Origin of the sequence: Micromonospora inositola (assembly GCF_900090285.1) — a bacterium.
In the GTDB taxonomy this organism is placed as follows: Bacteria; Actinomycetota; Actinomycetes; order Mycobacteriales; family Micromonosporaceae; genus Micromonospora; species Micromonospora inositola.
Genome location: NZ_LT607754.1, coordinates 5,582,678 through 5,606,929 on the forward strand (window position 1 = coordinate 5,582,678; position 24,252 = coordinate 5,606,929).

Here is a 24,252-nt window from a genome sequence, read left to right on the forward strand (position 1 = left end):
GGGCGGATGTCGGGGCAGCGGCCCGGCGCCGGCCCCGACGAGCAGGGCGAGGTGACGGCGTGACCGAGTTCGACGGGCTGCCGGTGCTGCGGTCCCCGGTCGCCATCGCGGCCTTCGAGGGCTGGAACGACGCCGCGGACGCCTCCACCGCCGCAGTGGAGCACCTGGAGCAGGTCTGGCAGGCCCGGCAGGTGACCGAGCTGGACCCGGAGGACTTCTACGACTTCCAGGTGAGCCGGCCGACCATCACCATGGCCGAGGGCGAGACCCGCCGGGTGGAGTGGCCCACCACGCGCTTCATGGTGGCCAGCCCGGAGGGCACCGAGCGGGACGTGGTGCTGATCCGGGGCATCGAGCCGAGCATGCGCTGGCGCACCTTCTGCGAGCAGGTGCTGGAGATCTGCCACAGCCTGGAGGTCGAGCGGGTGGTGCTGCTCGGCGCCCTGCTGGCCGACGTGCCGTACACCCGGCCGCTGCCGATCAGCGGGAGCGCGTCCGACGCCGAGGCCGCCCAGCGGTACCAGCTCACCCCCACCCGCTACGACGGCCCGACCGGCATCGTCGGGGTGCTGCACGACGCCTGCGCCCGCGCCGAGGTCGACGCGGTGTCGTTCTGGGTGCACGTGCCGCACTACGCGAACAACCCGCCCTGCCCCAAGGCGACCCTGGCGCTGCTGCACCGGGTCGAGGAGGTGCTCGACCTGCCGGTGCCGATGGCCGACCTGGCCGAGGAGGCCGCCGAGTGGGAGCAGCGGGTGCGCAGCGCCGCCGATCAGGACGCCGAGCTGGGCGAGTACGTGCGCGAGCTGGAGGAGCGGGTCGGGGACGTCGGCATCACCCCGTTGACCGGGGACGAGATCGCCCAGGAGTTCGAGAAGTACCTGCGCCGACGCGGCGGGTCGGCCGGCCCGACCGCCGGCTCCTGGTAACCGCGGCCCTTCCCCCTCTCGCTCAGCGGGTCCTGGACGGCGACGTCCGGGGCCCGCTCTCTGGCGTGTCCGGGGTGGCGGCGTCACACCCGCTAGGGCATCCTAGGAACCTAGCTGTCATGAGGAGGCGGGCATGCAGATCAACCCGGGCGCGGCCGAGTTCCCGCACCGGCAGATCGCCGCGCAGCTCAAGGCCCAGGTCCGCCGCGGCGACTGGGCGCCGGGCGAGCGACTGCCGTCCATCCCGGCCATCGCCGAGATGTTCGGCGTGGCGAAGCAGACCGTGCAGCGCGCCGTCGACCAGCTGCGGGTCGAGGGCATCCTGATCACCAAACCCGGCTCCGGTACGTACGTCCGGGGCACCCGGCGCCGGCTCAACCGGCTCGCCCGGGGCCGGTACGGCGGCTTCCGCGGCTACCACACCGACCTGGCCGCCCGGTACAAGCAGCAGCTCGTCTCCGTCGGCCGCGCCCCCGCCCCGCCCGAGGTCGCCGACGCGTTCGGGGTCTCCGACGGCACCGAACTGCTCTGCCGGCGACACCTGGTACGCACCGACGAGTCGCCGGTCGAGGTGGGCGCGTCCTGGTTCCTGCCCGCCGACACCGCCGGGACCTCGCTGGAGCGGGCCGAGGCGTTCGGCCGGCCGCTCTACCAGGAGGCCGAGGAGGCCACCGGCCGCCGGTACGCCACCGCGACCGACACGATCAGCGCCCGCCAGCCCAGCCGGGAGGAGGCGGAGATCCTGCAGATCCGCCCCGACACCCCGGTGCTGCACCTGCTGCACGTCGCCCACGACGCGCACCGGAAGCCGATCGAGGTCGCCCAGGCCACCTGGCCCGGCCCGATGACCACCCTCACCGAGGAGTACAAGATCCCCGCCCCGACCCCCGACCCCGACCCGGACCCCGGCCTCGTCCTCGGCTGACCCCCGCACCCACGTCTCGGCGATCTTGCACGTGGGGCCGCGGCAATCAGAGGCGGATGCCGAGGAGGGCGTCGACGGTCGTCGCGAAGAGGGCGGGGGCCTGGGCGTCGTCGGCCACGCCGGCGAGGGCCTGGGTGGCCCAGACGTCGGCGACCGCGAGGGCGCCGGGGGTGTCGAGGTCGTCGGCGAGGCGGGCGCGTACCCCGGCCAGGAGTTCGGCCCCGGACGGCCCGGCGGGGACCGCGGCGGCCCGCCGCCAGCGCGCCAGGCGCTCCTGCGCCACGACCAGCAGGTCGTCGGTCCAGGACCGGTCGGCACGATAGTGGCCGCTGATCAGGGCCAGCCGGACCGCCATCGGGTCGACCTGGTCGGCCCGCAGCCGGGACACGAAGACCAGGTTCCCCTTGGACTTGGACATCTTCTCGCCGTTCAGGCCGATCATGCCGGCGTGCACGTAGTGGTCGGCGAACGGCGCCTGGCCGGTGAGGCGCTCGGCGTGCGCGGCGGAGCACTCGTGGTGCGGGAAGAGCAGGTCGTTGCCGCCGCCCTGCACGTCGATCCGGTCGCCCAGCAGGTTCAGCGCGATCACCGCGCACTCGATGTGCCAGCCGGGGCGGCCGGCACCCAGCTCGCCGCCGGGCCAGGACGGCTCGCCCTCCCGGGCGCCCCGCCACAGCAGCGGGTCGAGCGGGTCCCGCTTGCCGGCCCGGTCCGGGTCGCCACCGCGCTCCGGGAAGATCTCCAGCATCTGCTCGCGGGTCAGGTTGGACTCGTAGCCGAACTGCGAGGCGGCGGTGATGTCGAAGTAGACGTCCCCGGAGCCGTCGTCGAGGCGGTACGCGGCGCCGTCCTTGAGCAGCACCAGGACCTTCTCGGCGATGTCCGGGATCGACTCGACCGCGCCGACGTAGTGCGCCGGCGGGATGATCCGCAGCGCCTCCATGTCCTCCCGGAACAGCGCGGTCTCCCGCATCGCCAGGACCTTCCAGTCCTCGCCGTCGCGCTCGGCCCGCTCCAGCAGCGGATCATCGATGTCGGTGACGTTCTGCACGTAGCGCACGGTCACGCCGGCGTCCCGCCACATCCGCTGCACCAGGTCGAAGGTGATCATGGTGGCGGCGTGCCCGAGGTGGGTGGCGTCGTACGGGGTGATGCCGCAGACGTACATGGCCGCAGTGCCGTCGGGCCGGCTGGGCCGGACGCCCTGCCGCGCCGAGTCGTACAACCTCAGCGGCACGCCCTCACCCGGCAGCCGTGGCACCTCGTGACCCACCCAAGACTCCATGACCGTCAGCCTAACGAGCCGCCCACCCGCCCGATGGCGTCCCGGGCGTGATCAACGCGACAACGGCTCACATGGGCGGCCAGGGCATCGCCGGCCAGTCCTCCGGCGGCTGGGGGAACCGCCCGGACTCCCGCAGCCGGTCGACGCGGGCGGCCAGCTCGGCGACCTCGCCGATCGTCAGGTGCTCGGCCAGCTCCTCGCCGAGCGGGCCGGCGACCTGACCGGCCAGCCCGTCGAGCATCTCCACCGCGTCCGGCGGCAACTGCCGGCCGGCCCAGCCCCAGAGCACCGTGCGCAGCTTCTCCTCGACGTGGAAGCACACCCCGTGGTCCACGCCGTAGATCCGGTCCTCCGGCCCGACCAGCACGTGGCCGCCCTTACGGTCGGCGTTGTTGAGCACCGCGTCGAGGACCGCGAGGCGGGCCAGCCGGGGGTCGTCCGCGTGCGCCAGGGCGTACGCGGCGCCGTCGTCGTCCCGGGCCGCGGCGACCGGGAACCAGCGCGGCGGCAGGGCGTCCGCCGGCACGAACCCGACCAGCGGCTCGGCGTCCTCCGGCTCGTCGATCCACAGCTGGCACGAGCCCGGACCGAACGGGCCGTCCCGCAGCACCGTCGGCGGCACCAGGTCCCATTCGGTGGCCCGGGAGACCAGGTAGGCAGCGACCTCGCGGCCGGCGAGCGTACCGTCCGGGAAGTCCCAGAGGGGGCGCTCGCCGCGCACCGGCTTGTAGACGCAGCGGGCCGCCACCCCGTCCAGGGTGAGGATGCCGCGCAGGGTGGTGTTGGAGGCGTCGACCAGCCGCCCCTCGAGGTCGAGCTCACCGTCGCTGAGCAGGCGGAGAGCGGCGGCGCCGTCCTGTCGGGGCTGGAGTTCCGACGACGTCACCGGTGATAACCGTTGTGCCGCGGACAGAGGTGGCCGGCCGGGTCCAACGGCTGACCGCAGAGCGGGCAGGGCGGACGGCCGGCGTTGACCACCCGGCGGGCCCGCTCGATGAACGCGCGGGTCGCCTGGGGGGTCAGTCGGACCCGCAGCCGGTCGAGGTCCTCGTCCGGCTCGTCCGGCTCCTCGTCGGAGTCCTCGTCGTCCTCCACGTCGCCCAGTTCGACCTCGGCCTCCGCCTCACCGACGGCGATCGCCTCGATCACCACGGTGGCGGTGTCCACGTCGAAGGCCAGGCCCAGGGTGCCGACCCGGAACTCCTCGTCGACCGGGGTGTCCAGCGGGTCGTTGTCGCCGACGGCCGTCGGCGCCGCCTCCGGCAGCTCCACGCCGAACCGGCGTTGCGCCTCGGAGAGCAGCTCCTCCAGCTTCTCGGCGAGCAGGGACACCTGGACCTTCTCCAGCGCGACGCTGACCAGCCGGCCACCGCCGCGCGCCTGGAGGAAGAACGTACGCTCCCCCGGCGGGCCGACGGTCCCGGCGACGAACCGCTCCGGCGGCTCGAAGGCGTGCACCTGGTGGGTCATACCCACGACCCTATCCGGCGCGTGGAGGCGTCGCGCACCGCACCGACGGTGGTTCCGCCCAGGGCGAAACGCCGGCAGCCATGCCGCGCCGCCCCGGGCGTGGCGACGCGGCTCACCGGGCCGCCCCCGCGCCACCGCCCACCGCGGCGTCGGAGTCGACCGCCCGAGTGACCCGCCGACGCCGCTTGCGCGGCGGCGGCACCAGCCCGGTCAGGTCGCCGCCGGTGTCGTTGAGCCGGACCAGGAACGGCCGCAGCGGGGTGTAGCGGATCGCCGTCACCGACGCCGGGTCCGCCACGATCCGCTGGAACAGATCCAGATGTACCCCCAGCGCGTCGGCCACGATGGCCTTGATCACATCGCCGTGGCTGCACGCCAGCCAGACCGCCTCCGGCCCGTGCTCGGCGCTGATCCGGGCGTCCCAGGACCGCACCGCCGCCACCGCCCGCGCGGACATCGCCGCCATCGACTCCCCCTCGGGGAAGACGGCGGCGCTCGGATGCTGCTGCACCACCGGCCAGAGCGGCTCCTTGGCCAACTTCTTCAGCGGCTGCCCCTCCCAGCTGCCGTACCCACACTCGATCAGCCCCTCCTCCACCACCGGCTCCGCCGCCGGCAGGGCCAGGTCGAGGGTCTGCCGGCAGCGGATCAGCGGGCTGGTCACCACCGCCGCGAGGGGAAGGTCGCGCAACCGCTGCCCGACCGCGGTGGCCTGGGCGCGACCCGTCTCGTCCAGCTCGACCGGCTGCCGGCCGGCCAGGCCGCCGTCGGCATTCGCGGTGGTCCGGCCGTGTCGCAGAAGGAGAAGGGTCGCCACGGTGACCACCCTAGGGGGTCGGCCGTGCCCTTGCGGTTTGCCTTGGCGGTCCGTGGGTTGTTGTTCGTCGTGGTTGCGGTGGGGGTGTGGCCCGCCGTGCCTTCCGGTTCGTCTGTGGTTGCGGTGGGGGGTGTGGCCCGCCGTGCGCCGGGTCCGCTCGTCGCTGCCGGGTCGGTCGTCGGCCGTTTCCCGGGTACGCGGTTCCGCCCCCCGCCGTCCGTTGCCCCCGACCCGGGCCTGAGGCGGGTGTTGACGTCGCGGGGTGCTGGGTGGGCGTGATCGACTCCGTGTCCCCGATGTGGCGGTGTCCGATCGGGCGTGGATACCGCCACATCGGGGATCTGGTGCCGGTTGTCCGTTCCGGCCCTGCCCGGGCCGGCCGGTCTGGTGTCGGATGTCCGTTTCTGGGTGTGACCGGTGGCATCCTGGCGGCGGAATCGTCGGGGCCTCGGGGTCGTTACATCTCCCGTACGACCGAGTACCTGGCCCGCTCGACCGGGCCGTGGGACGGGCCCCCGGAATGATGGCGGGCCGGCGGTCGTTACACATGGTCCCGGCGCCGCGAAGAGGCCCCCGCCCCGCGGCTGGCACCGGGCAGAGACTTTCCCCCTCAGCTTTTTGAGCGCCTGACGGTGCTTGCGCACGTGCCGGCCCCCACCGGTGTGTGCGTCGACCCCCGAATGGAGCTTCACCATGAACACGATCATGCGTAAGAGCGTTCTGGGTATTGCTGGTCTGGCTTTCACCGGTGGCGTGTTCGCCGGTCCGGTCGCCGCGCACGCCGACGCCACCCCGGTGGCCGGCAAGCCGGTCGCCGTGCAGGCCGACAAGCCGGGCGTGGACAAGGGCAAGCTGATTCCGCATGGTGTGCAGGGCGCCCAGTCGAAGATCACCCTGAACGGTGAGCAGACCGGCAACGCCAAGGCGATCATCGCCGCGACGAAGAAGGCGGGTCTGCCGAAGCGGGCCGCGGTCATCTCGATCGCCACCAGCCTGCAGGAGTCGAAGCTGGAGAACCTGGGTCACCTCGGTGACGCCAACGACCACGACTCGCTGGGCCTGTTCCAGCAGCGCCCCTCCTCGGGTTGGGGCACGCCGAAGCAGATCACCGACCCCGAGTACGCGACCCTGGCCTTCGAGAAGGGTCTCAAGCAGGTCGACGGCTGGCAGGACATGCCGCTGACCGAGGCCGCCCAGACGGTGCAGGTGTCGGCCTACCCGGACGCCTACGCCCAGTGGGAGCAGCAGGCCGCCGACATCGTCGCCGCCAACTGGAACAGCTGACCCAAGCGAACACGGCAACAAGCCGCTGGCCGGCACCCCGAGACACGGGGTGCCGGCCAGCGGCATATCCGTCTCCGTACCCCGGAAGAACCGTGACCGCCGGGCGGACGGTGACCAAGGTCAGGGCTGGGGGCGACCCAGGACGGAGCGACGGAGCACTCAGGTAGCGCTGATCGTGCCGGTGATGAGCAGGGAGAGGACCAGGGCGCCCAACGCGACCCGGTAGAGCACGAAGACGTACAGGGTGTGGTGGGCGACGTAACGCAGCAGCCAGGCGATGGCCGCGTAGCCGATGCCGAAGGCGATCACCGTCGCGACGATCATCTGCGCCCCGCTCGGCGCGGCGGTGCCCGGCGCGGACGGCTCGAAGACGTCCGGGATGCTGAACACCCCCGACATCACCACCGCCGGGATGGCCAGCAGGAACGAGTACCGCGCCGCCGCCTCCCGAGTCAGGTTGAGCAGCAGGCCGGCGGTCAGCGTCCCGCCGGAGCGGGACACACCGGGGATCAGCGCCATGGCCTGGGCGAAGCCCATCACGACGCCGTCGCGCAGCCGGAAGTTCTCCAGGGTGCGGGTCTGCCGGCCCCAGTACTCGGCGAAGGCCAGCACGAACGCGAAGAAGATCAGCGTGAAGGAGATCAGCCACAGGTTGCGGCCGGCGGTGCGGATCTGGTCCTTGAACAGGAAGCCGAACAGACCGATCGGGATCGAGCCGATGATGACGTACCAGCCCATCCGGTAGTCGAGGCTGGCGCGGACCGAACGGTCCCGGATGCCCAGCAGCCAGGTCCTGACGATCCGCCAGATGTCCTTGGCGAAATAGATGAGCACGGCCGCCTCGGTGCCCAGCTGGGTCACCGCGGTGAACGACGCGCCCGCGTCCCGCCCGAAGAAGATCGCCGAGGTGATCCGCAGGTGACCGGACGAGCTGACCGGCAGGAATTCCGTGAGCCCCTGGACGATGCCCAGGACGATGGCCTCGACCCAGGTCACTCGCCGACTCCGGAGAGCTCCAGGGCCTCGGCGACGGTACGCAGGGTCTGCACGCCGCTGTCCCGGTCGGCCACGAAGAGGGTCACCGACAGGGTGGTGACGCCGGCGGCGGCGTACTCCCGCATCCGCTCGGCGATGCGCTCCTTCGGGCCGAGCAGCGACGTGCGGTCGATGAACTCCATCGGGATCGCGGCGGCCGCGTCGCGCTGCCGCTTGGCCAGGTAGAGGTCCTGCACCTCGCGGGCCGCGTCGCCGTAGCCCATCCGGGTGGCGAGCTGGTTGTAGAAGTTCTGCTGCCGGCTGCCCATGCCGCCGACGTAGAGGGCGGCGTACCAGCGGACCAGCTCGGCGCAGGAGGCGACGTCGTCGCCGACCACGACCGGGACCGACGGGACCACGTCGAAGCCGGCCAGTTCCTTGCCGGCCTTCGCCCGGCCGGCCCGCACGGAGGCGAGCTGCTCCTCGGCGAACTCGGGGGCGTAGAAGACGGCCAGCCAGCCGTCGGCGATCTCACCGGCGAGTTCGAGGTTCTTCGGCCCGACGGCGGCCAGGTAGATCGGGATGTGCTCGCGCGGCGGGTGGAAGCCCAGCCGGAGCGCCTTGCCCGGGCCGTCGGGCAGCGGCAGGGTGTAGTGCTCGCCGTCGTACGCGACCTCCTTGCGGGCGACCGCCAGCCTGACGATGTCCACGTACTCGCGGGTGCGGGCCAGCGGCTTGGCGAAGCGGACGCCGTGCCAGCCCTCGGAGACCTGCGGGCCGGAGACGCCGAGGCCGAGCCGGAACCGGCCGCCGGAGAGCGCGTCGATCGTGGCCGCCGTCATCGCGGTCATCGCCGGCGTCCGGGCGGGGATCTGCATCACCGCGGCGCCCACATCGATCCGCTGGGTCTGGCCGGCCATCCAGGCCAGCATGCTGGGCGAGTCGGAGCCGTAGGCCTCCGCCGCCCACACCACCGAGTAGCCGAGCCGGTCCGCCTCCTGGGCAAGTGCCAGGTGGTCGGCCGGCGTGCTCCACGCCGTCTGGTATCCGAGGCTGAGCCCGAGTCGCACTGGTCCTCCCACCGTCCGCACCACAGGTCGCATCAGGTTACGCAATGCGGGCCGTGTCCCCGATCACCGGCTCACCTCGAACGCGTCACACCCGTCCGGCCGGTCGAGCCGGAAGTTGACGAAGGCGAGGATATCCGTGACGCCGGGTTCGAAATAAGGTTCACCCATGCAACAGCGACCGCTCGGCCGAAGCGGGCTGGCGGTTTCGCGGCTCGCGCTCGGCAGCATGACCTGGGGACGGGACACCGACGCGGACGACGCGGCCGCCCAGCTGAAGAGCTACCTCGACGCGGGCGGCAACCTCGTCGACACCGCCGACGTGTACGCCGACGGCGACGCCGAGTCGGTGATCGGCTCCCTGCTGGGCAGCCTGGTGCCCCGCGAGGACCTGCTCATCGCCACCAAGGCGGGGCTGCGGCCGGGCAGCGGCCGCCGCCGGGACGGCTCGCGCGGGCACCTGCTGCGCACCCTGGACGCGTCGCTGCGCCGGCTCGGCACCGACCACGTCGACCTCTGGCAGGTCCACGGGTACGACCCGGACACCCCGCTGGAGGAGACCCTCTCCGCCCTGGACCACGCCGTGTCCAGCGGGAAGGCCCGGTACGTGGGGGTGTCGAACTTCTCCGGCTGGCAGACCGCGCGGGCCGCCGCCTGGCAGGCCGCCTGGCCGGGCCGGGCGCCGGTGGTGGCCGCCCAGGTGGAGTATTCGCTGCTGGAGCGGGGCGTGGAGCGGGAGGTGCTGCCGGCCTGCGAGGCGATGGGGCTGGGCGTGCTGCCGTGGTCGCCGCTGGGCCGTGGGGTGCTCACCGGCAAGTACCGGCACGGCCGGCCGGCGGACTCCCGCGCCGCCTCACCGCACTTCGAGCGGTTCGTCGCCACCTACCTGGAGCCGCGCTGCTCCAGCATCGTGGAGGCGGTGGCCACGGCCGCCGGCGGGCTGGGCGTCTCGCCGCTGGAGGTGGCGCTGGCCTGGATCCGGGACCGGCCGGGGGTGACCGCCCCGATCCTCGGCGCGCGTACCGTCGGCCAGCTCCTCGGCGCGCTGCAGGTGGAGCGGATGACGCTGCCCGAGGAGATCGTCACCGCGCTGGACGACGTCGCCGCGGTCCCGGTCGGCTACCCGGAACGCGACGGCTGACCCGCTCGGCGCGGCGGCGCCGGTCCGGAGACGGCACCACCGGCGTCCGGGGCCGATCGGGCGTGCGCGGCGGCGCCGCCGAGCCCGGCCGGAGGCGACGTGGATCACCGCGAGGGGGTGGCGAACGCCGGCCGGCCTGGGCAGCATGGAACGCATGGACTACGAATACGCGCCGCTGCGGTTGCCGCCGAACGTCGACCGGGTGACCGCCGCGGCGCAGCTGGCGATCCAGGCGGAGTTCTCCGGATGGGAGTTGGCCCGGGTGCGGCTGTTCCGGGACGGTACGCGGCAGGTGATGCTGCGCCGTCGGCGGATCAACCAACCGCAGCCGGGCCTTTCGTACTGAGCGACGGCGGGCGCCGGGCACGGTCGCACGGCCCGGGCCCGACCGGTTGGTCGGGCCCGGGGCGCGTCACGGCCTAGTGGGCGTGGTCGTGGTCGTGCTCCTCGTCCAGATCCAGGAACGGGTGCTCGTCGAGCCGGCCCACGAGACGGTCGTCGGCGGCCGGCTGGAACGGGCCCACCGGGTCGTCGTCGTCGAAGGACTCCAGGTCGACCGCGGTGCCGACCTCGCTGACCATCACCACCCCGTCGAGCGGCTCGAGCTCCGGGACGTCCAGCGCGCTGAGCGAGCCGTCGCCGCTCTGCAGCAGCTCCAGCACCGCCTCGCCGACGCCCTCGACGGGGGCCGGCTCGTCCTCCTCCGGGATGCCCTCCCGGCGGGCCGCCTCGGCCGCCCGGAGCAGGGCGGACACGCTCGGCACCCGGTAGTCGCGGCGCTGCCGCACCGAGACCACCCGCGGGTGCGGGTCGGTCGCCTCGACGCCCTCGGCGCCGCCGAAGCGCTCGTCGGCCTCGTCCGGGTCGATCGACTCCACGTCCCAAGGTGTGACCTCGCCGTAGGCGTCGAGCAGCTGCTCGTCGTAGGCGAACGAGGCGTTGTTCAACGCGACGTACGCCTGCCAGACGTTGTCGTCGTCGATCCGGCCCTCGGCGGCGCGAACGGCGGCCAGGTGGGCGCGGGCGGCGGCGATCACGCGCTCGAGAGCGGCGTCCAGCTCACCGTGCTGGTCGGTCATGTGAGGCAGTCCCTTCGCGATGGGGGAGGATCCGCGTCGCCAGTGACGCCGCGGACACGGTTAGCAACTGCGGAGAAACCGGTCGAGAACCCGCACGCCGAACTGTAGCCCGTCCACCGGAACCCGCTCGTCGATGCCATGGAACAGGCCGGAGAAATTGAGGTCGGCGGGCAGCCGCAGCGGCGCGAACCCGAAGCAGCGGATGCCGAGCTGGGAGAAGGCCTTGGCGTCCGTGCCACCGGAGAGCATGTACGGCACTGCCCGGGCGCCCGGGTCCTCGGCGCGCAGCGCGGCGGACATCGCGTCGACCAGGTCGCCGTCGAAGGTGGTCTCCAGGGCGGGCTGCCGCTGGATGTACTCGATGGCGATGTCCGGGCCGACCAGCTCGCGCAGCTGCTGCTCCAGCAGCTCCGACTGGCCGGGCAGGCTGCGGCAGTCGATGGTGGCGGTGGCCCGGCCGGGGATGACGTTGTCCTTGTAGCCGGCGGCCAGCCGGGTCGGGTTGGCGGTGTTGCGGATGGTCGCGCCGATGATGTTGGCGATCGGGCCGAGCTTGGCGATGGCGGTCTCCGGGTCCTCCGGGTCCAGCTCCACGCCGAGCAGGTCGGAGACCTCCTCCAGGAACGCCCGCACGGTGTCGGTGACCACCACCGGGAAGCGGTGCCGGCCGATCCGGGCGACGGCCTCGGCCAGCGCGGTGACCGCGTTGTCGTCGTGCACCATCGAGCCGTGGCCGGGGCGGCCCTTGGCGTGCAGCCGCAGCCAGTCGATGCCCTTCTCGGCGGTCTCGATGAGGTAGAGCCGCTGGGACTCGTTGACCGAGTAGGAGAAGCCGCCGACCTCGCCGATCGCCTCGGTGCACCCGTCGAACAGGCCCCGGTGCCGCTGGGCGAGGAAGTGCGCGCCGTAGTCGCTGCCGGCTTCCTCGTCGGCGGTGAAGGCGAGCACGATGTCCCGCGCCGGGCGGACCCCGGCGCGCTGCCAGTCGCGGACCACGGCGAGCACCATGGCGTCGAAGTCCTTCATGTCGATCGCGCCCCGACCCCACAGGTAGCCGTCGCGGATCTCGCCGGAGAACGGGTGCACCGACCACTCGCCCGGGTCGGCGGGGACCACGTCGAGGTGGCCGTGCACCAGGAGCGCGTCCCGGCCCGGGTCGGTGCCGGGGATCCGGGCGACGAGGTTGGCCCGGCCGGGCGCCGACTCGTGGATCTCCGCGTCGACGCCGACCTCGGCCAGCTTCTCCGCCACGTACTCGGCGGCGCGGCGCTCGCCGACGCTGGTGTCGTTGTCCCCGGTGTTGGTGGTGTCGATGCGCAGCAGATCGCGACAGAGGTCGACGACCTCGTCGGTGGGGTCGGGTCGGGCGGAAGCGGCGTCGCTCGTCATGGGCCCTTCATACCAGCCGGGTCGGCCCGGTGGCGCGCCCCGCCCGGCTCCCGGCGCGCTCGCCGACGGTCCGCCACGGCGTACGGCCCGGTTTAGCGCGCGCGGCGTCCGGGTACCGGCGCAGTCGTCCCCGCACCGCCCACCGGGCCGCCGGCCCCCGCCGGCCACGAGTCGAGGAGGGCACCATGACCGTTCCCCTGCCGCCGCTGCCACCCGCCGCCGACGACGCGTACCGGCCCGGCGGCTCCAGCGTGGACGACCTCGTCGACCGGGAGCACCGGCAGCTGCTCGGCCTGGCCGACCAGGTCACCGACCCGGACCTGGCCGCGGAGCGCCGGCGCGAGGTGGTCGACGTGCTCACCGCCGCGGTGTCCCGGCACCTCTCCGCCGAGGAGCAGTACCTCTTCCCCGCCGCCCGGGCCGCCGTGCCGGACAGCGCCGAGCTGGTCGACCGGGAGATCGAGGGCGACGCCGCGCTGCTCACCGCCCTGAAGGGACTGTCCGGACCGGACGACCCGGCGCTGGCCGAGGTGGCCGACCGGGTACGCCGACACGTCGCCAGGGTGGCCGCGCTGGTGGCGCCGCTGCGCGAGGTGGCCACCGACGCCGAGCTGATCCGGCTGGGCAACCGCTGGCAGATCGCCGAGGAGGCGGCGCCGACCCGGCCGCACCCCGGCACCCCGGCCACCCCGCCGTGGAACAAGATCGTGGAACCGGCGGTGGGCGTGGTGGACAAGCTCCGGGACGCGGTGACCGGCCGGCGCACCCAGCTGGCGGACCTGGAGCGGCAGCCGAAGGCCTGACCCGGCCCCCGTACGCATCGGGCGAGGCCGATGCCGTTCGGCCCTTCCATCCATCGTTGCGTGGCCCTACGGTCACCGTATGAATCTGGAGCTGCGACACCTGCGGGTGGTCTGCGCGATCGCGGAGACGGGGAGCGTGACCAAGGCGGCCTCCTCGCTCGGCCTGGCCCAGCCGGCCCTGACCGCCCAGCTCCAGCGCATCGAGCGGATCCTGGGCGGCCCGCTGTTCGAGCGGGACCGCCGGGGTGCCCGCCCCACCGCGCTGGGCGAGCTGGTGCTGGCCCGGGCCCGGGTGCTGCTGCCGGCGGTGAAGGGCCTGCAGGACGAGGCGGCGCGGCTGGCCGGGGCGGGCGACCCGCTGGGCCGGTACCGGTTCGGCGGGGTGAACAGCCCGATCCTCGGCCGGCTGGTGCACCGGCTCGCCGCCGAGCAGCCCCAGCTGCAGATCACCACGTACGCCTCCTGGTCGGTGGACGAACTGGCCCAGCTCGTGGCCGGTGGGCGGCTGGACTTCGCGCTCACCGGGGTCTGCGGCGCCGCGACCCCGTCGGCGGAGTTCGGGCTGAGCTGGGGGGAGGTCGCCGTCGACCCGGTCCTCGTGCTGCTGCCGCAGACCCACCCGATGGCCGACCGGGAGGAGGTGCGGCTGGGGGACCTGCGGCGGGAGCAGTGGGTGGCGGCGCCCGGCGACGGCTGCTTCGGCGACTGTTTCGCCGCCGCCTGCGCCCGCGCCGGCTTCACCCCACGGAAGGTGTACGAGACGGACGTCCGCGGCTGCATGGACCTGGTCGAGGCCGGCGAGGCGGTGGCGCTCTGCCAGGCCACCTTCCGCCCGGTCACCGGGCTGGTCACCCGCCGGCTGGCCGGGACGCCGCTGCGCTGGCGGCTGCTGCTGGGCTGGCACCCGGACGCGCCGGCCGCCCGGGCCGCCGAGACGGTGCTGGAGACGGCGGTGGCCGCGTACACGGATTCGCTGGCGCCGCACCCCGACTATCTGGCCTGGCTGCTGCGCCACCCCGACTTCGGCGCCCACCCGTCGGCGGCAGGGGCGCCCGGCGGGGTGCGAACCGCCTGACGGCGGGTATCAGGGCAGCATGACCGATCTGTACCCCGCGGCCGACCAGCGGGAGCTGCTGCGCCAGGCGGCCGCCGCACACAGCGCCGCCTCCCGGGACGTCGAGACCTTCCTGCGCCGGCTGCCCGAGGTGCCGGACCCGGCCGACATCACCGAGTACGCCAACCTGCTCGCCCGCGAGGAACGGGCCCGCCTCGACCGGCAGGCTGCCGCCGACGCCACCGGCCTGCAACTGCCCAGCATGGAATCGGAGTAACCGCGCACGCGGAGCGGCACCCGGGCGTCGTCCCGGGTGCCGTTCCAGCGTGGATCAGCGTTCCACCAGGACGTCGTGGCCGAGGTCGAGCAGGGAGTGCCGCCAATCGTCGTCGGCGTTGCCCCGCGGCGGCTTCGCGTCCGCGAGGGACCGGATCTGATCGATGGCGTCCCGCATCACCTCGATGTCCTCCGGAGTGAGGTCCACCTTGCGCTTGCTCAGCACGTGCAGGATCTGCCGGCCCGGCTCCGGCAGGTCCAGGTCCGGGTTGGGGCCGAACGACTCCTCCCCCGACCCCCGCGTCAGCAGCCACTGCCGCAGCTGCTCGGAGGGGACGTTCACCTCGGCATGGAAGTCGTCCCAGATCACCTCGACCTCGGGCTCCAGCCGCTTCTCGCGTACCATCACGCCTCCTTTCCCGGCGGCGGCCCGGACTGCGCCGGCTCGCCCTCGTCGGTCCGCTGCTTCAGGCCCTCCGGCGGCACCTTCACCCGGGACGGGTTGGCCGTGGGGGGCGCCACGATCGGTTCAGTGCGCTCGGTGTCCTCCTCGGACTCCTCCGGTTCGGTCATCTCCGCCCTCCGGTTCATCGCGGGTGGGACGTCGTCGCCGCCGTGTAGTCGCGGTCGCCGGCGGTCACCTCGAAGGCGAGCTGCCCGTCCCGGGCGTCGACGATGACCTTCTGGCCGGGCGAGATCTCGTTCTCCAGCAGCTTTCGGGAGAGCCGGTTGTCGACCTCCCGCTGGATCACCCGGCGCAGCGGGCGGGCGCCGAACTCTGGCTGGTAGCCGTGCTCGGCGAGCCAGTCGATCCCGGCGGTGGTGAAGTCCACCTGGATGTCCTGGGCATGCAGCCGGCGGCGGGTCTCCTCCAGCATCAGCTCGGTGATCTGGCGCAGCTGCTCGGCCTCCAGCCGCTGGAAGATGATCACCTCGTCGATCCGGTTGAGGAACTCCGGGCGGAAGTTCTCCTGCAGCCGGCGCATGAGCCGTTCCCGCAGTTCGCTGGCCTCCTGCTCACCGCCCGGCGCGCCGGCGCCGAAGCCGACGGTGCGCTGGGTACCGGTGATCAGCTCCGAGCCGAGGTTGCTCGTCATGATCAGCACCGTGTTCTTGAAGTTCACCGTCCGGCCCTGACTGTCGGTCAACCGCCCGTCGTCGAGCACCTGCAACAGGATGTTGAAGACGTCCGGGTGGGCCTTCTCGATCTCGTCCAGCAGCACCACCGCGTACGGGCGGCGGCGGACGGCCTCGGTGAGCTGGCCGGCCTCCTCGTAGCCGACGTACCCGGGTGGGGCGCCGACCAGCCGGCTGACCGTGTGCCGTTCCTGGAACTCGCTCATGTCCACCCGGACCATCCGGTCCGCCTCGCCGAAGAGCGCCTCGGCCAGGGCCCGGGCCAGCTCGGTCTTGCCGACACCGGTGGGGCCGAGGAAGAGGAAGCTGCCCATCGGCCGGTCCGGGTCGGCCAGCCCGGTCCGGGACCGGCGGACCGCCTCCGCGACGGCGCTGACCGCGTCGTTCTGGCCGACCACCTTCTCGTGCAGGTAGCCCTCCAGCCGCAGCAGCCGGTCCCGCTCCTCCTCGGTGAGCTGGTTGACCGGGATGCCGGTGGCCCGGGAGACCACCTCGGCGATCTCATTCGGCCCGACCGAGGGCACCTGGTTGGGGCCCTCGTCGCCCCGGGCGCGGCGGACCTGGTCCTCCAGCTCGGCGAGCCGGTCGCGGAGCTGGGACGCGCGCTCGTACTGCTCGCCGGCGACGGCCTGCTCCTTGTCCCGGCGGACCTCGTCGAGCTGCTGTTCCAGGTCCCGCACGTCCGCGGCGGGGGTGCGGGTGCGCAGCCGGACCCGGGCGCCGGCCTGGTCGATCAGGTCGATCGCCTTGTCCGGCAGGAACCGGTCGGTGATGAACCGGTCGGAGAGCTCGGCCGCGGCGACCAGGGCCTCATCGGTGAAGCGGACCTGGTGGTGCGCCTCGTACCGGTCGCGCAGGCCGCGCAGGATGGCGACGGTGTCCTCGACGGTGGGCTCGGGGACGAAGACCGGCTGGAACCGACGGGCCAGCGCGGCGTCCTTCTCGATGCTCTTGCGGTACTCGTCCAGCGTGGTCGCGCCGATCACCCGCAGCTCGCCGCGGGCCAGGGCCGGCTTGAGCATGTTGGACGCGTCCATGCCGCCCTCACTGCCGGCGCCGCCCGCACCGACCAGGGTGTGGATCTCATCCAGGAAGATGATCAGCTCCTCCCGGTGCGCCCGGATCTCGTCGATCACCTTCTTCAACCGTTCCTCGAAGTCGCCCCGGTAGCGGGTGCCGGCGACCAGGCCGGCGAGGTCGAGCTGCACCACCCGCTTGCCGATCAGGGTCTGCGGCACGTCGCCGTCGCAGATCCGCTCGGCCAGCCCCTCCACGATGGCGGTCTTGCCCACGCCGGCCTCGCCGATCAGCACCGGGTTGTTCTTGGTCCGGCGGGAGAGGATCTCCACCGCCTGCTCGATCTCGTCGGCCCGCCCGATCACCGGGTCGATCTGGTCGTTGCGGGCCAGGTCGGTGAGGTCCTGGCCGTACTGGTCGAGGGTGGGGGTGCCGCGGTCCGGCTTGGGGCCCTGGCCGCGTTCCGCGCTGGCCGCCTGCAGCGACTCCGGTTGGATCCGGCCGGCGGCGAGCATCCGGCCGGCCGGCGACTCCGGGTTGAGCGGCAGCGCCATCAGGATGTGCTCGGGGCCGATGTAGTTGGCGCCCATCGCCCGGGAGAGCTGGTGGGCGTCGAGCAGCGCCCGCTTGGCCGCCGGGGTGAGCGACAGGTTCGGTGGCACCTCCCCGCGGGGGGCGCCCTCACCGCGGCCGCCGAGGGCGTTGACCAGGGCGTCCGGGTCGGCGCCGGCGCGGCGTACCAGGTCGCGCAGGGGCTCGCGTTGCAGCGCCGCCCAAAGCAGGTGGTCGGTGTCGAGGTCGTTACTGTGCTTCTGGGCCGCCCGGCGGGCCGCGTCGGCCAGCATCTCCCGCGCGTCGGCGGTCATCAGCCGGGTGATGTCGACCCGGTGCGCCGGCCGGCGTCCCCCCTCGCTCCGCCCGAAGTAGCGGGCCAGGAACTCGTCCCACGGGTCGGAGCCGAAGTCGCCGCCGGGTCCCATCATCTCTGTCCTCCGGAGTCGGGCGCGGCACGGTCGCCGAAGGCAACCCGTGGGCGCGGCACGGTCGGCGGTGGCTACCCGGCGGTCGGCGCGACAAACTCCCCCGGGTGGCAGGCTGGGGACATGGAGACCACTCCGCTGCTCATCGTCGACGGCGCCAACGTGGTCGGTTCCCGGCCGAACGGCTGGTGGCGGGACCGGGCCGGCGCGGCGGCCCGGCTGCGCGACGCCCTGGTGCCGCTGGCCGAGCGGGGTGTTCCGCCGGAGCTGCCGCCGCCGGTGGAGGTGGTGCTGGTGGTGGAGGGGGCGGCCCGAGACGTCCCGGGCGTCCCGGGGGTCCGGGTGGTCTCCGCTCCCGGTTCGGGCGACGACACCATCGTCGAGCTGGTCGCGGCCGCGCCGGGCCGCCGTCGCGTGGTGGTGACGGCCGACCGTGAGCTGCGCGCGCGGGTGGGAGCGCTCGGAGCCGAGGTGCACGGCCCCCGCTGGCTCCGCCCGGACCCGGCCGACGGCTGACCGGCGCACCCCCGCTCCGCCACGGGCACCGGGACGCGGGCGACCCGTGGACCGGACCCGTCCGTCCACCGACGGGACCGCGACGGGCCTGGCCGGCGGGGCCTTTCCCCACGTCAGACGCCGAATCGGACAGCCGGGCAGGAACACCGCGAGGGTGGATTTTCGCTCACCCGGCGGGATGGGTTGTAATGGAGATCTCCCCGCCCCCAGGAGGTCCCCGTGGCGAGCGTCGCCGAGCTGAAGGCAGCCATCGATGTCGCCCTCCAGCAGATAGGTGACGGGCAGACAGCCGTGCACGCGGCCGGCGAGAAGCTGGCCGAGGCGCAGCAGACCCTGGCCGGCGCGCTGGAGGGCAGCGGGCACGCCACGGTCGAGGCCGCGCAGGCCTCGCTGACCCAGGCCAGCCAGGAGCTGGAGGAGTGTCTCGCCGCGACACTGGTGGCGGTCGAGCAGGCGCAGCTCTACGTGTCGACCCTGTAGAGCCGGCCGTGTCCATCATCGAGGACGTCGGCGCGCAGGTTCGCGCCGCTGTCGAGGAGCTGCCGCTCGCCCCGCTGGCGCTGGCGCTGGAGAAGTTGGGGCAGGCCACCGAGCGGCTGCGCTGGGTCCGGCAGGAGTCGGCGAACCCGATGGGCGTGCCGGAGCTGTCCGCCGCCACCGAGCACGCCGAGACCGCCGGGTACGCGTTGCGGGTCGCCCAGGAGCAGCTGGCCGGCTATCTGGCCGCGATCGGGCTGGCCGCGGACGGCTCGCCCGCGCCAAGCCCGGAGGACCGCCGGCCGAAGCACGACCCGCCTCGGGACGTGCCGGCGCCGCGGGCCGCGCCGGAGCAGGGCGCCGACCCGACGATGCGGCGCTGGTGGTCGGTGCGCGTGGCGGAGCTGACCGGTGGCCGGGACGGACCGCCGGACGAGCCGGACGAGCGGGTCGGCGACGCCCGCGAACTGCTGCGCCGGGTGGTCACCGGGGTCCGCGCCGGTGACCGGGACCGGCTGCACAGCGAGCTGCGCCGGGCGCACACGGACGCCGGCCTCGGCCTGGCCGCGGTCGCCCCGCCGCTGCTGCGCGACCTGGCCGGCGAGCTGCTCGGCCACCCGCCCCGGGCCGACGACCTGGGCCGGCTGCGCCGGGAGTTGGACGGCCGGGTCCGGGACCTGCTGCCCGGGCTGCCGCCGCCGGTGCTGGACACCCTGCTCACCCGGGTGTGCCGGATGCCCCCGCCGCGCCGCTCCGGCGACCAGGACCAGCCGCACGCCGCCGACCCCGCGGTCACCGCCGGAGTGGTCACCGGGGTGCTGCTCGCCCGGCTCGGCCGGGACCTGCCGACGGACGCCGACGAGCGGCAGCCGTCCCGGGGCGCCGATGGCTGACATCCGCGGTCAACTGGCGACCCGGGTCCGGGGGATGCTCTCCGAGGCGCTCGGCGCGACCCGCAACCGGCTGGCCGCCGCCGACGCCGACCTGGCCGCCGGCACCGAGCGGCTGGCCCGGGTGCGGCGCGCCGCGGCGGCCGTACCGGAACGGGTCGGCGCGGCCCGCGACCGCCGGCTGGCCGAGATCGACGCCCGGCACACCGCGCGGATCGCGGAGCTGGCCCGCCGGGCCGCGGCGGCCGCGCAGCGCGAGGCCCCCGGCGCGGCCTCGGCGCCGTGGGCGCGTTGGCAGGCCACGCCCGCCGGCCGGGCGGAGACGCCCGGCGCGGTGCGGATCGGCACGGTCCGGATCCCCGACGCCGAGCCGGTGCCGGCGCTGGTGCCGCTGCTGGACGCCGGCCACGTGCACCTGGCCGGCAGCGACCGGGCGGGCATCGCCGCGGTGGTGCCGGCCCTGCTGCTGCGCTCGGTCGGCCGCGCCGACCCGGGCGCGGTCCGCCTCTTCGGGTACGACCCGGAGCACCTCGGCGGCGGCCTGGCCGGGTTCGCCCCGCTGGGCACCGCCGGGCTGCTCACCTTCGTCGGCCCGGGCGGGCTCGGTCGACTGCTGGACGACCTGGTGGAGCAGATCCGCCGGATCAACGAGACGGTGCTGGCCGGTGAGTACAGCTCACTGCGCGAGCTGGCCGCGGCGACCGGCCGGCGTCCGGAACCGTGGCGGGTGGCGGTGCTGCTCGGCGGCGACGAGCTGTCCCGGCACGAGCGCGGCCAGCTGGACCGGGTGGTCCGCACCGGCGCCGCGTGCGGGGTGCACCTGGTGGTCCGCGGCATCGAGCTGCCCGAAGACCCGACCGTCTCCCGGGTCGTGGTGGAGCCGGACGGCGCCCGGATCGGCGGCCTGCCGGTCACCCTCGACGACCCGCCGCCGGCCATCCTGGTCACCGAGACCTGCCGGGAGGTGGCGTCCCGGGTCAACGCCGGCCCGCCGCCGGCGCCTTTCGCCGACCTGCTCCCGCCGCCGGAGCGGATGTGGCAGGAGGACTCGGCGCACGGGCTGACCGCACCGATCGGCGACGGCCCGCACGGCCGCCCGGTGCTGCTCACCCTCGGCGACTACCCGCCGCACGCCCTGATCGGCGGTCCCTCGGGCACCGGCAAGACCAACCTGATCTTCGCCTGGATCGGCGCGCTGGCGGCCCGCTACTCCCCCGCCGAGCTGGAGTTCTACCTGCTGGACTTCAAGGAGGGGGTGTCCTTCGCCCGGTTCGCCCAGGGCCGGCGGGACCCGAGCTGGCTGCCACACATGCGGCTGGTCGGGATCAACGTCAACACCGACCGGGAGTTCGGGCTGGCGCTGCTGCGCTTCCTCGCCGAGGAACTGCGCCGCCGGGCGGACGCGGCCAAGAAGCACGAGGTCACCAAGCTGGCCGAGCTACGGGCGGTCGACCCGACCGGGCACTGGCCGCGGATCGTCGCGGTGGTCGACGAGTTCCAGGCGCTGCTGGCCGGGCGGGACGTGGTGGCCCGGGAGGCCGCCGACCTGCTGGAGGACCTGGCCCGGCGGGGCCGGTCGCAGGGCATCCACCTGGTGCTCGCCTCGCAGGACGTCCGCGGCATCGAGGCGCTGTGGGGGCGGCCCGCCCTGGTCGCCCAGTTCACCCTGCGCATCGCGCTGCCCAAGGCGCTGCGCATCCTGGCCGAACGCAACGACGCCGCCCAGTCGCTGCCCCGGCACCACGCCGTGGTCAACGCCGAGTCCGGGCTGGCCGAGGGGAACGAGGTGGCCCGGATCCCCTCGGCCAGCGACTGGGAGAGCTGGAGCGAGTTGCAGCACCGGCTGTGGCGGATGCGCCCGGCCGACGCCGCCCCGGCCCGGCTCTTCGACGGCGACGCGATCCCGAGGCTCGCGGACGCGCCGGATTTCCGGGCGCTGACGGTGCCGGACGAGGGGGCGCCGCGCAGCCCGGTGGCCCTGCTCGGGGAGATCATCGACGTGCAGGCCCGATCGGCGGCGCTGCGACTGCCCCGGGCCCCCGGCCGGAACCTGGCGGTGCTCGGCACCCGGGTCGACGAGGCGTGCGCGGTGCTGGACGCCGCCGCCCGGTCCCTGGCCCGCCAGCACCGCCCCGGCACCGCGCGGTTCTCCATCGCCTGCCTCGACCAGGACGCCGACCCGGCCGCCCGCGCCCTGTACGAGGACCTGGCCGACGACGCCGCCTGGTACGACGAGGAGACAATCCCCGAACTGATGGCCGAGGTGGGCGACTCGCTCGGCGCCCCGGGCACCCGGAACACCCCGCACTACCTGCTGCTCTACGCGGTCGACGCGGCGGCCGGTCAGCTCGCCGGGCGGGCCGGGCGGCGGACCGGGCTGGAGCAGCTGCGCCGGATCCTGCACGACGGGCCGGAACGGCGTACCCACGTGCTGGCCTGGTGGCGCGGGGTGGCGCGGATGCGGGTCGACCTGGGCGGGCCGGCCGCCCGCACCGACCAGATCGGCGCGTGGGTGGCGCTCGACGTGCAGGGCGCGGAGCTGGGCTCCGCGCTCTACCCGGGCACCGGCGGGCCGGACTGGTACCCCCGGCCGTGGCGGGGCCTGTACTTCGACCGGGCGGCGCACCGCACCGGACAGGTGATCATCCCTTATGGTCCGTCCCGTTGACATCCTCCCGGCCCTATAGGACCGGGATTCCCACGGTCGCCCGTCGAGTTTCCTGCTTCGTCACTGACCGCCTCGTCCGGGAGGGCTCCCGTTGAGGGCTTACACCAGCTCCACAGGCAGACACCGCCAGCCCGGCGGCCAGAATGTTCCGCGCCGCGTTCACGTCACGGTCGTGATTGATGCCGCAGTCGCACGTCCATGTGCGGACGTGCAGCGGCATGGTGTCCCGTACGGCTCTGCATGTCGAGCACAGTTTGGAGGAGGGGAACCAACGGTCGACCGCAATCAACTTCCGGCCGTACCACTGGGCCTTGTACTCCAGCATGCTGCGGAACTCGCGCCACGCCGCGTCGCTGATGGCGCGGGCGAGTCTGTGGTTTTTCAGCAGGTTCCGAACGGTCAGGTCCTCGATGACGATCGTTTGGTTTTCACGAACGAGCCGAGTGGTGATCTTGTGCAGGTGGTCGCGTCGCCGGTCTGCGATGCGAGCGTGAACCTTGGCGACCTTGCGGCGCGCCTTGTCGCGGTTCGCCGAGCCCTTGGCCTTCCGCGACTACTCCCGATGGGCGCGGGCGAGCCGGGCACGGTCGCGCCGCTCATGCCGAGGGTTGGTGATCTTCTCCCCGGTCGACAAGGTCAGCAGGTTGTCAAGCCCGGCGTCTATCCCGATCGCCGCGGTGGTCGGGGGCAGCGGCTGAACGGTCGGGTCCTCGCACAGCAAGGACACGAACCAACGCCCAGCCGGGTCTTGAGACACCGTCACCGTCGATGGCTTCGCACCCTCGGGGAGAGGGCGGGACCACACGATGTGCAGCGGCTCCGCCATCTTCGCCAACGTCAGCCTGCCGTCCCGGACGCGGAAAGCGCTGGTCCTGTACTCCGCCGACTTCCGGCACCTCTTCCGCGACTTGAAACGCGGGTACTTCGCGCGTTTGGCGAAGAAGCTGGCGAAGGCCGTCTGAAGATGACGCAGGGCCTGCTGGAGTGGGACCGAGGAAACGTCGTTGAGGTAGGCCAGTTCCTCTGTCTTCTTCCACGCGGTCAGCATCGCCGACGTGGCGTTGTAGGAGACGCGTTCCTGCCGGAGTGTCCACGCCTCGGTACGCGCCGCCAACGCAAGGTTGTAGACCTTCCGCACGCATCCGAACGTGCGCGACAGCTCAGCCGCCTGCGCGTCCGTGGGATAGAAGCGGTACTTGAATGCTCGCTTCACGCGCGTGGTCTTCATGGCTTTCGAACTATCGCATCAACCTGTGACAACCTGCGGGTTGTCGGGAGGGGGCTCGGGTCCACAGTGCCGGCGACCGGCCATCCCTGCCCTGCTCCTCAGGCGTGCGACTGCTTCCGGCGCTGATGCGGGGTTTCTCAAAGGAGTTCCGATGAACGAACCGGTCGCCAGTGAGACGTACGCCGCCCAGATCCGTCGGCTCGCCGAGCTGACCTCCCGGGTCGCCGCCCAGCGCGAGGAGGCGCACACCTGGTACGCGCAGCAGTGCGCCGCGGCCGACCGGGCGGTCGCCGAGGCCACCGCGCAGGTACGCCGCGCCGAGGCGGAGGCGGCCGAGGCGCGGGAGCGGGTGGAGCGGGTCGACGCCGAGGCCGCGCACCTGTGGCAGGAGCTGCGGACCCGGCTGGGGGCGAGCGCGCGGCGGCTGGGTGATCCGCCCGGTCCGGCCCGGGACGCGTCCGGTGACCCGGTGCCGCTGCTGCACGGGGTCCGGGAGCTGCTGGACCGCACCCGTCAGCCGGGTGAGCTGCCGGGCTCGCTCAACCCGCTGCTGGTGCTCTGCGGGGTCGGCGGAGCCGTCGTCGCGTACGTTCTGGGGGTGGGGGCACGGGCGGTCGGCGCCGGATCCGGCGGTGACCTGGCGGTCGGGATGCCGGTGCTGGGGCTGGTGGTGACGCTGCTCGGGCCGCTGGTGGGGTTGGCGCCGGCCCGGCTGCTGGCCGACCGCCGGCACGCCGTCCTGGGCCCCCGCCCGATCACCGTGGTGCTGACCGCCGGCCTGGTGACGACGGTCCTCCTGCTCGCCCTCGCCCCCCGCTGACCGTCCCTCCCCCACCTCGCGGCAC

The 24,252-nt window shown here is 73.7% G+C and carries 23 protein-coding genes and 2 pseudogenes; 13 read left to right on the plus strand and 12 right to left on the minus strand.

The window, feature by feature from the left end:
- The first annotated feature begins 59 nt into the window (after nucleotides 1-59).
- A complete protein-coding gene (locus GA0070613_RS26645) occupies nucleotides 60-929 on the plus strand; it encodes a PAC2 family protein (protein ID WP_089014783.1) in 870 nt (289 codons plus the stop codon).
- A gap of 133 nt (nucleotides 930-1,062) precedes the next feature.
- Complete coding sequence (locus GA0070613_RS26650; protein ID WP_089014784.1) at nucleotides 1,063-1,854, plus strand: GntR family transcriptional regulator; 792 nt, start codon at nucleotides 1,063-1,065, stop codon at nucleotides 1,852-1,854.
- A gap of 46 nt (nucleotides 1,855-1,900) precedes the next feature.
- On the opposite strand, the gene mshC is transcribed toward GA0070613_RS26650, so the two are convergent.
- The 4 genes from mshC to GA0070613_RS26670 all read right to left on the minus strand — a co-directional run bounded on the left by mshC (nucleotide 1,901) and on the right by GA0070613_RS26670 (nucleotide 5,435).
- Complete coding sequence (gene mshC, locus GA0070613_RS26655) at nucleotides 1,901-3,139, minus strand: cysteine--1-D-myo-inosityl 2-amino-2-deoxy-alpha-D-glucopyranoside ligase (RefSeq protein WP_089014785.1); 1,239 nt, start codon at nucleotides 3,137-3,139, stop codon at nucleotides 1,901-1,903.
- A gap of 67 nt (nucleotides 3,140-3,206) precedes the next feature.
- On the minus strand, nucleotides 3,207-4,025 hold the full coding sequence (locus GA0070613_RS26660) for an SCO1664 family protein (RefSeq protein ID WP_089014786.1): 819 nt from the start codon (nucleotides 4,023-4,025) through the stop codon (nucleotides 3,207-3,209).
- A complete protein-coding gene (locus GA0070613_RS26665; protein ID WP_089014787.1) occupies nucleotides 4,022-4,609 on the minus strand; it encodes a DUF3090 domain-containing protein in 588 nt (195 codons plus the stop codon). The genes GA0070613_RS26660 and GA0070613_RS26665 overlap by 4 nt, the downstream gene beginning before the upstream one ends.
- A 112-nt stretch (nucleotides 4,610-4,721) precedes the next feature.
- Nucleotides 4,722-5,435, minus strand: coding sequence for a histidine phosphatase family protein (locus tag GA0070613_RS26670; protein ID WP_089014788.1), 714 nt, complete (start codon nucleotides 5,433-5,435; stop codon nucleotides 4,722-4,724).
- A gap of 684 nt (nucleotides 5,436-6,119) precedes the next feature.
- Here GA0070613_RS26670 and GA0070613_RS26675 point away from each other — a divergent pair.
- Nucleotides 6,120-6,710 (plus strand): hypothetical protein, encoded by a 591-nt coding sequence (locus GA0070613_RS26675; protein ID WP_089014789.1) that lies wholly within the window; start codon nucleotides 6,120-6,122, stop codon nucleotides 6,708-6,710.
- A gap of 159 nt (nucleotides 6,711-6,869) precedes the next feature.
- Here the strand turns inward: GA0070613_RS26675 and GA0070613_RS26680 are convergent, their stop codons facing one another.
- A complete protein-coding gene (locus GA0070613_RS26680; protein WP_089014790.1) occupies nucleotides 6,870-7,706 on the minus strand; it encodes an undecaprenyl-diphosphate phosphatase in 837 nt (278 codons plus the stop codon).
- Nucleotides 7,703-8,755 (minus strand): LLM class F420-dependent oxidoreductase, encoded by a 1,053-nt coding sequence (locus GA0070613_RS26685; protein ID WP_089014791.1) that lies wholly within the window; start codon nucleotides 8,753-8,755, stop codon nucleotides 7,703-7,705. Before GA0070613_RS26685 ends, GA0070613_RS26680 begins: the two co-directional genes overlap by 4 nt.
- A 166-nt stretch (nucleotides 8,756-8,921) precedes the next feature.
- Between GA0070613_RS26685 and GA0070613_RS26690 the strand changes: the two genes are divergently transcribed.
- A complete protein-coding gene (locus tag GA0070613_RS26690; protein WP_089014792.1) occupies nucleotides 8,922-9,893 on the plus strand; it encodes an aldo/keto reductase in 972 nt (323 codons plus the stop codon).
- A gap of 154 nt (nucleotides 9,894-10,047) precedes the next feature.
- Nucleotides 10,048-10,239 carry a DUF5703 family protein gene (locus tag GA0070613_RS26695; RefSeq protein WP_089014793.1) on the plus strand — a complete coding sequence of 64 codons (192 nt, stop codon included), beginning with the start codon at nucleotides 10,048-10,050 and terminating at the stop codon, nucleotides 10,237-10,239.
- Between the two features lie 73 nt (nucleotides 10,240-10,312).
- On the opposite strand, the gene GA0070613_RS26700 is transcribed toward GA0070613_RS26695, so the two are convergent.
- Both GA0070613_RS26700 and GA0070613_RS26705 read right to left on the minus strand, forming a co-directional pair.
- Entirely contained in the window at nucleotides 10,313-10,972 is a 660-nt protein-coding gene (locus GA0070613_RS26700; protein WP_089014794.1) for a hypothetical protein, read from the minus strand.
- Nucleotides 10,973-11,032: 60 nt separating this feature from the next.
- Nucleotides 11,033-12,361, minus strand: coding sequence for a M20/M25/M40 family metallo-hydrolase (locus GA0070613_RS26705; RefSeq protein ID WP_089014795.1), 1,329 nt, complete (start codon nucleotides 12,359-12,361; stop codon nucleotides 11,033-11,035).
- Between the two features lie 185 nt (nucleotides 12,362-12,546).
- Here GA0070613_RS26705 and GA0070613_RS26710 point away from each other — a divergent pair, with 185 nt between their 5' ends.
- The 3 genes from GA0070613_RS26710 (at nucleotide 12,547) to GA0070613_RS26720 (ending at nucleotide 14,495) form a co-directional block, all read left to right on the plus strand.
- Entirely contained in the window at nucleotides 12,547-13,164 is a 618-nt protein-coding gene (locus GA0070613_RS26710) for a hemerythrin domain-containing protein (protein WP_089014796.1), read from the plus strand.
- Nucleotides 13,165-13,243: 79 nt separating this feature from the next.
- Nucleotides 13,244-14,239 (plus strand): LysR family transcriptional regulator, encoded by a 996-nt coding sequence (locus tag GA0070613_RS26715; RefSeq protein ID WP_089014797.1) that lies wholly within the window; start codon nucleotides 13,244-13,246, stop codon nucleotides 14,237-14,239.
- 19 nt (nucleotides 14,240-14,258) lie between these two features.
- Nucleotides 14,259-14,495 carry a hypothetical protein gene (locus tag GA0070613_RS26720; protein ID WP_089014798.1) on the plus strand — a complete coding sequence of 79 codons (237 nt, stop codon included), beginning with the start codon at nucleotides 14,259-14,261 and terminating at the stop codon, nucleotides 14,493-14,495.
- A 54-nt stretch (nucleotides 14,496-14,549) separates the two neighbouring features.
- On the opposite strand, the gene GA0070613_RS26725 is transcribed toward GA0070613_RS26720, so the two are convergent.
- The 3 genes from GA0070613_RS26725 to GA0070613_RS26730 are packed head-to-tail and all read right to left on the minus strand — an operon-like array spanning nucleotide 14,550 to nucleotide 17,631.
- The gene (locus GA0070613_RS26725) at nucleotides 14,550-14,900 is read right to left on the minus strand and encodes a DUF3140 domain-containing protein (protein WP_089014799.1); all 351 of its coding nucleotides are present in this window, start codon (nucleotides 14,898-14,900) and stop codon (nucleotides 14,550-14,552) included.
- On the minus strand, nucleotides 14,900-15,067 hold the full coding sequence (locus tag GA0070613_RS32840) for a hypothetical protein (RefSeq protein ID WP_172875907.1): 168 nt from the start codon (nucleotides 15,065-15,067) through the stop codon (nucleotides 14,900-14,902). Before GA0070613_RS32840 ends, GA0070613_RS26725 begins: the two co-directional genes overlap by 1 nt.
- A gap of 14 nt (nucleotides 15,068-15,081) precedes the next feature.
- Nucleotides 15,082-17,631: an ATP-dependent Clp protease ATP-binding subunit gene (locus GA0070613_RS26730; RefSeq protein ID WP_089014800.1), complete on the minus strand. Its 2,550-nt coding sequence runs from the start codon at nucleotides 17,629-17,631 to the stop codon at nucleotides 15,082-15,084.
- A gap of 120 nt (nucleotides 17,632-17,751) precedes the next feature.
- On the opposite strand from GA0070613_RS26730, the gene GA0070613_RS26735 reads away from it, so the two are divergent.
- The 4 genes and pseudogenes from GA0070613_RS26735 to GA0070613_RS26750 all read left to right on the plus strand — a co-directional run bounded on the left by GA0070613_RS26735 (nucleotide 17,752) and on the right by GA0070613_RS26750 (nucleotide 22,179).
- A complete protein-coding gene (locus GA0070613_RS26735; protein WP_089014801.1) occupies nucleotides 17,752-18,144 on the plus strand; it encodes a hypothetical protein in 393 nt (130 codons plus the stop codon).
- A 219-nt stretch (nucleotides 18,145-18,363) separates the two neighbouring features.
- Complete coding sequence (locus tag GA0070613_RS26740) at nucleotides 18,364-18,624, plus strand: hypothetical protein (RefSeq protein WP_089014802.1); 261 nt, start codon at nucleotides 18,364-18,366, stop codon at nucleotides 18,622-18,624.
- Nucleotides 18,625-18,632: 8 nt separating this feature from the next.
- Nucleotides 18,633-19,490 (plus strand): annotated as a pseudogene (locus tag GA0070613_RS26745) (hypothetical protein); the annotation flags it as partial.
- 16 nt (nucleotides 19,491-19,506) lie between these two features.
- Nucleotides 19,507-22,179, plus strand: coding sequence for an FtsK/SpoIIIE domain-containing protein (locus GA0070613_RS26750; RefSeq protein ID WP_089014804.1), 2,673 nt, complete (start codon nucleotides 19,507-19,509; stop codon nucleotides 22,177-22,179).
- A 13-nt stretch (nucleotides 22,180-22,192) separates the two neighbouring features.
- On the opposite strand, the pseudogene GA0070613_RS33785 reads toward GA0070613_RS26750, so the two are convergent.
- A pseudogene (locus GA0070613_RS33785) lies at nucleotides 22,193-23,407 on the minus strand (RNA-guided endonuclease InsQ/TnpB family protein).
- A gap of 151 nt (nucleotides 23,408-23,558) precedes the next feature.
- On the opposite strand from GA0070613_RS33785, the gene GA0070613_RS26760 reads away from it, so the two are divergent.
- On the plus strand, nucleotides 23,559-24,227 hold the full coding sequence (locus tag GA0070613_RS26760) for a hypothetical protein (RefSeq protein WP_089014805.1): 669 nt from the start codon (nucleotides 23,559-23,561) through the stop codon (nucleotides 24,225-24,227).
- Nucleotides 24,228-24,252 lie beyond the last annotated feature (25 nt).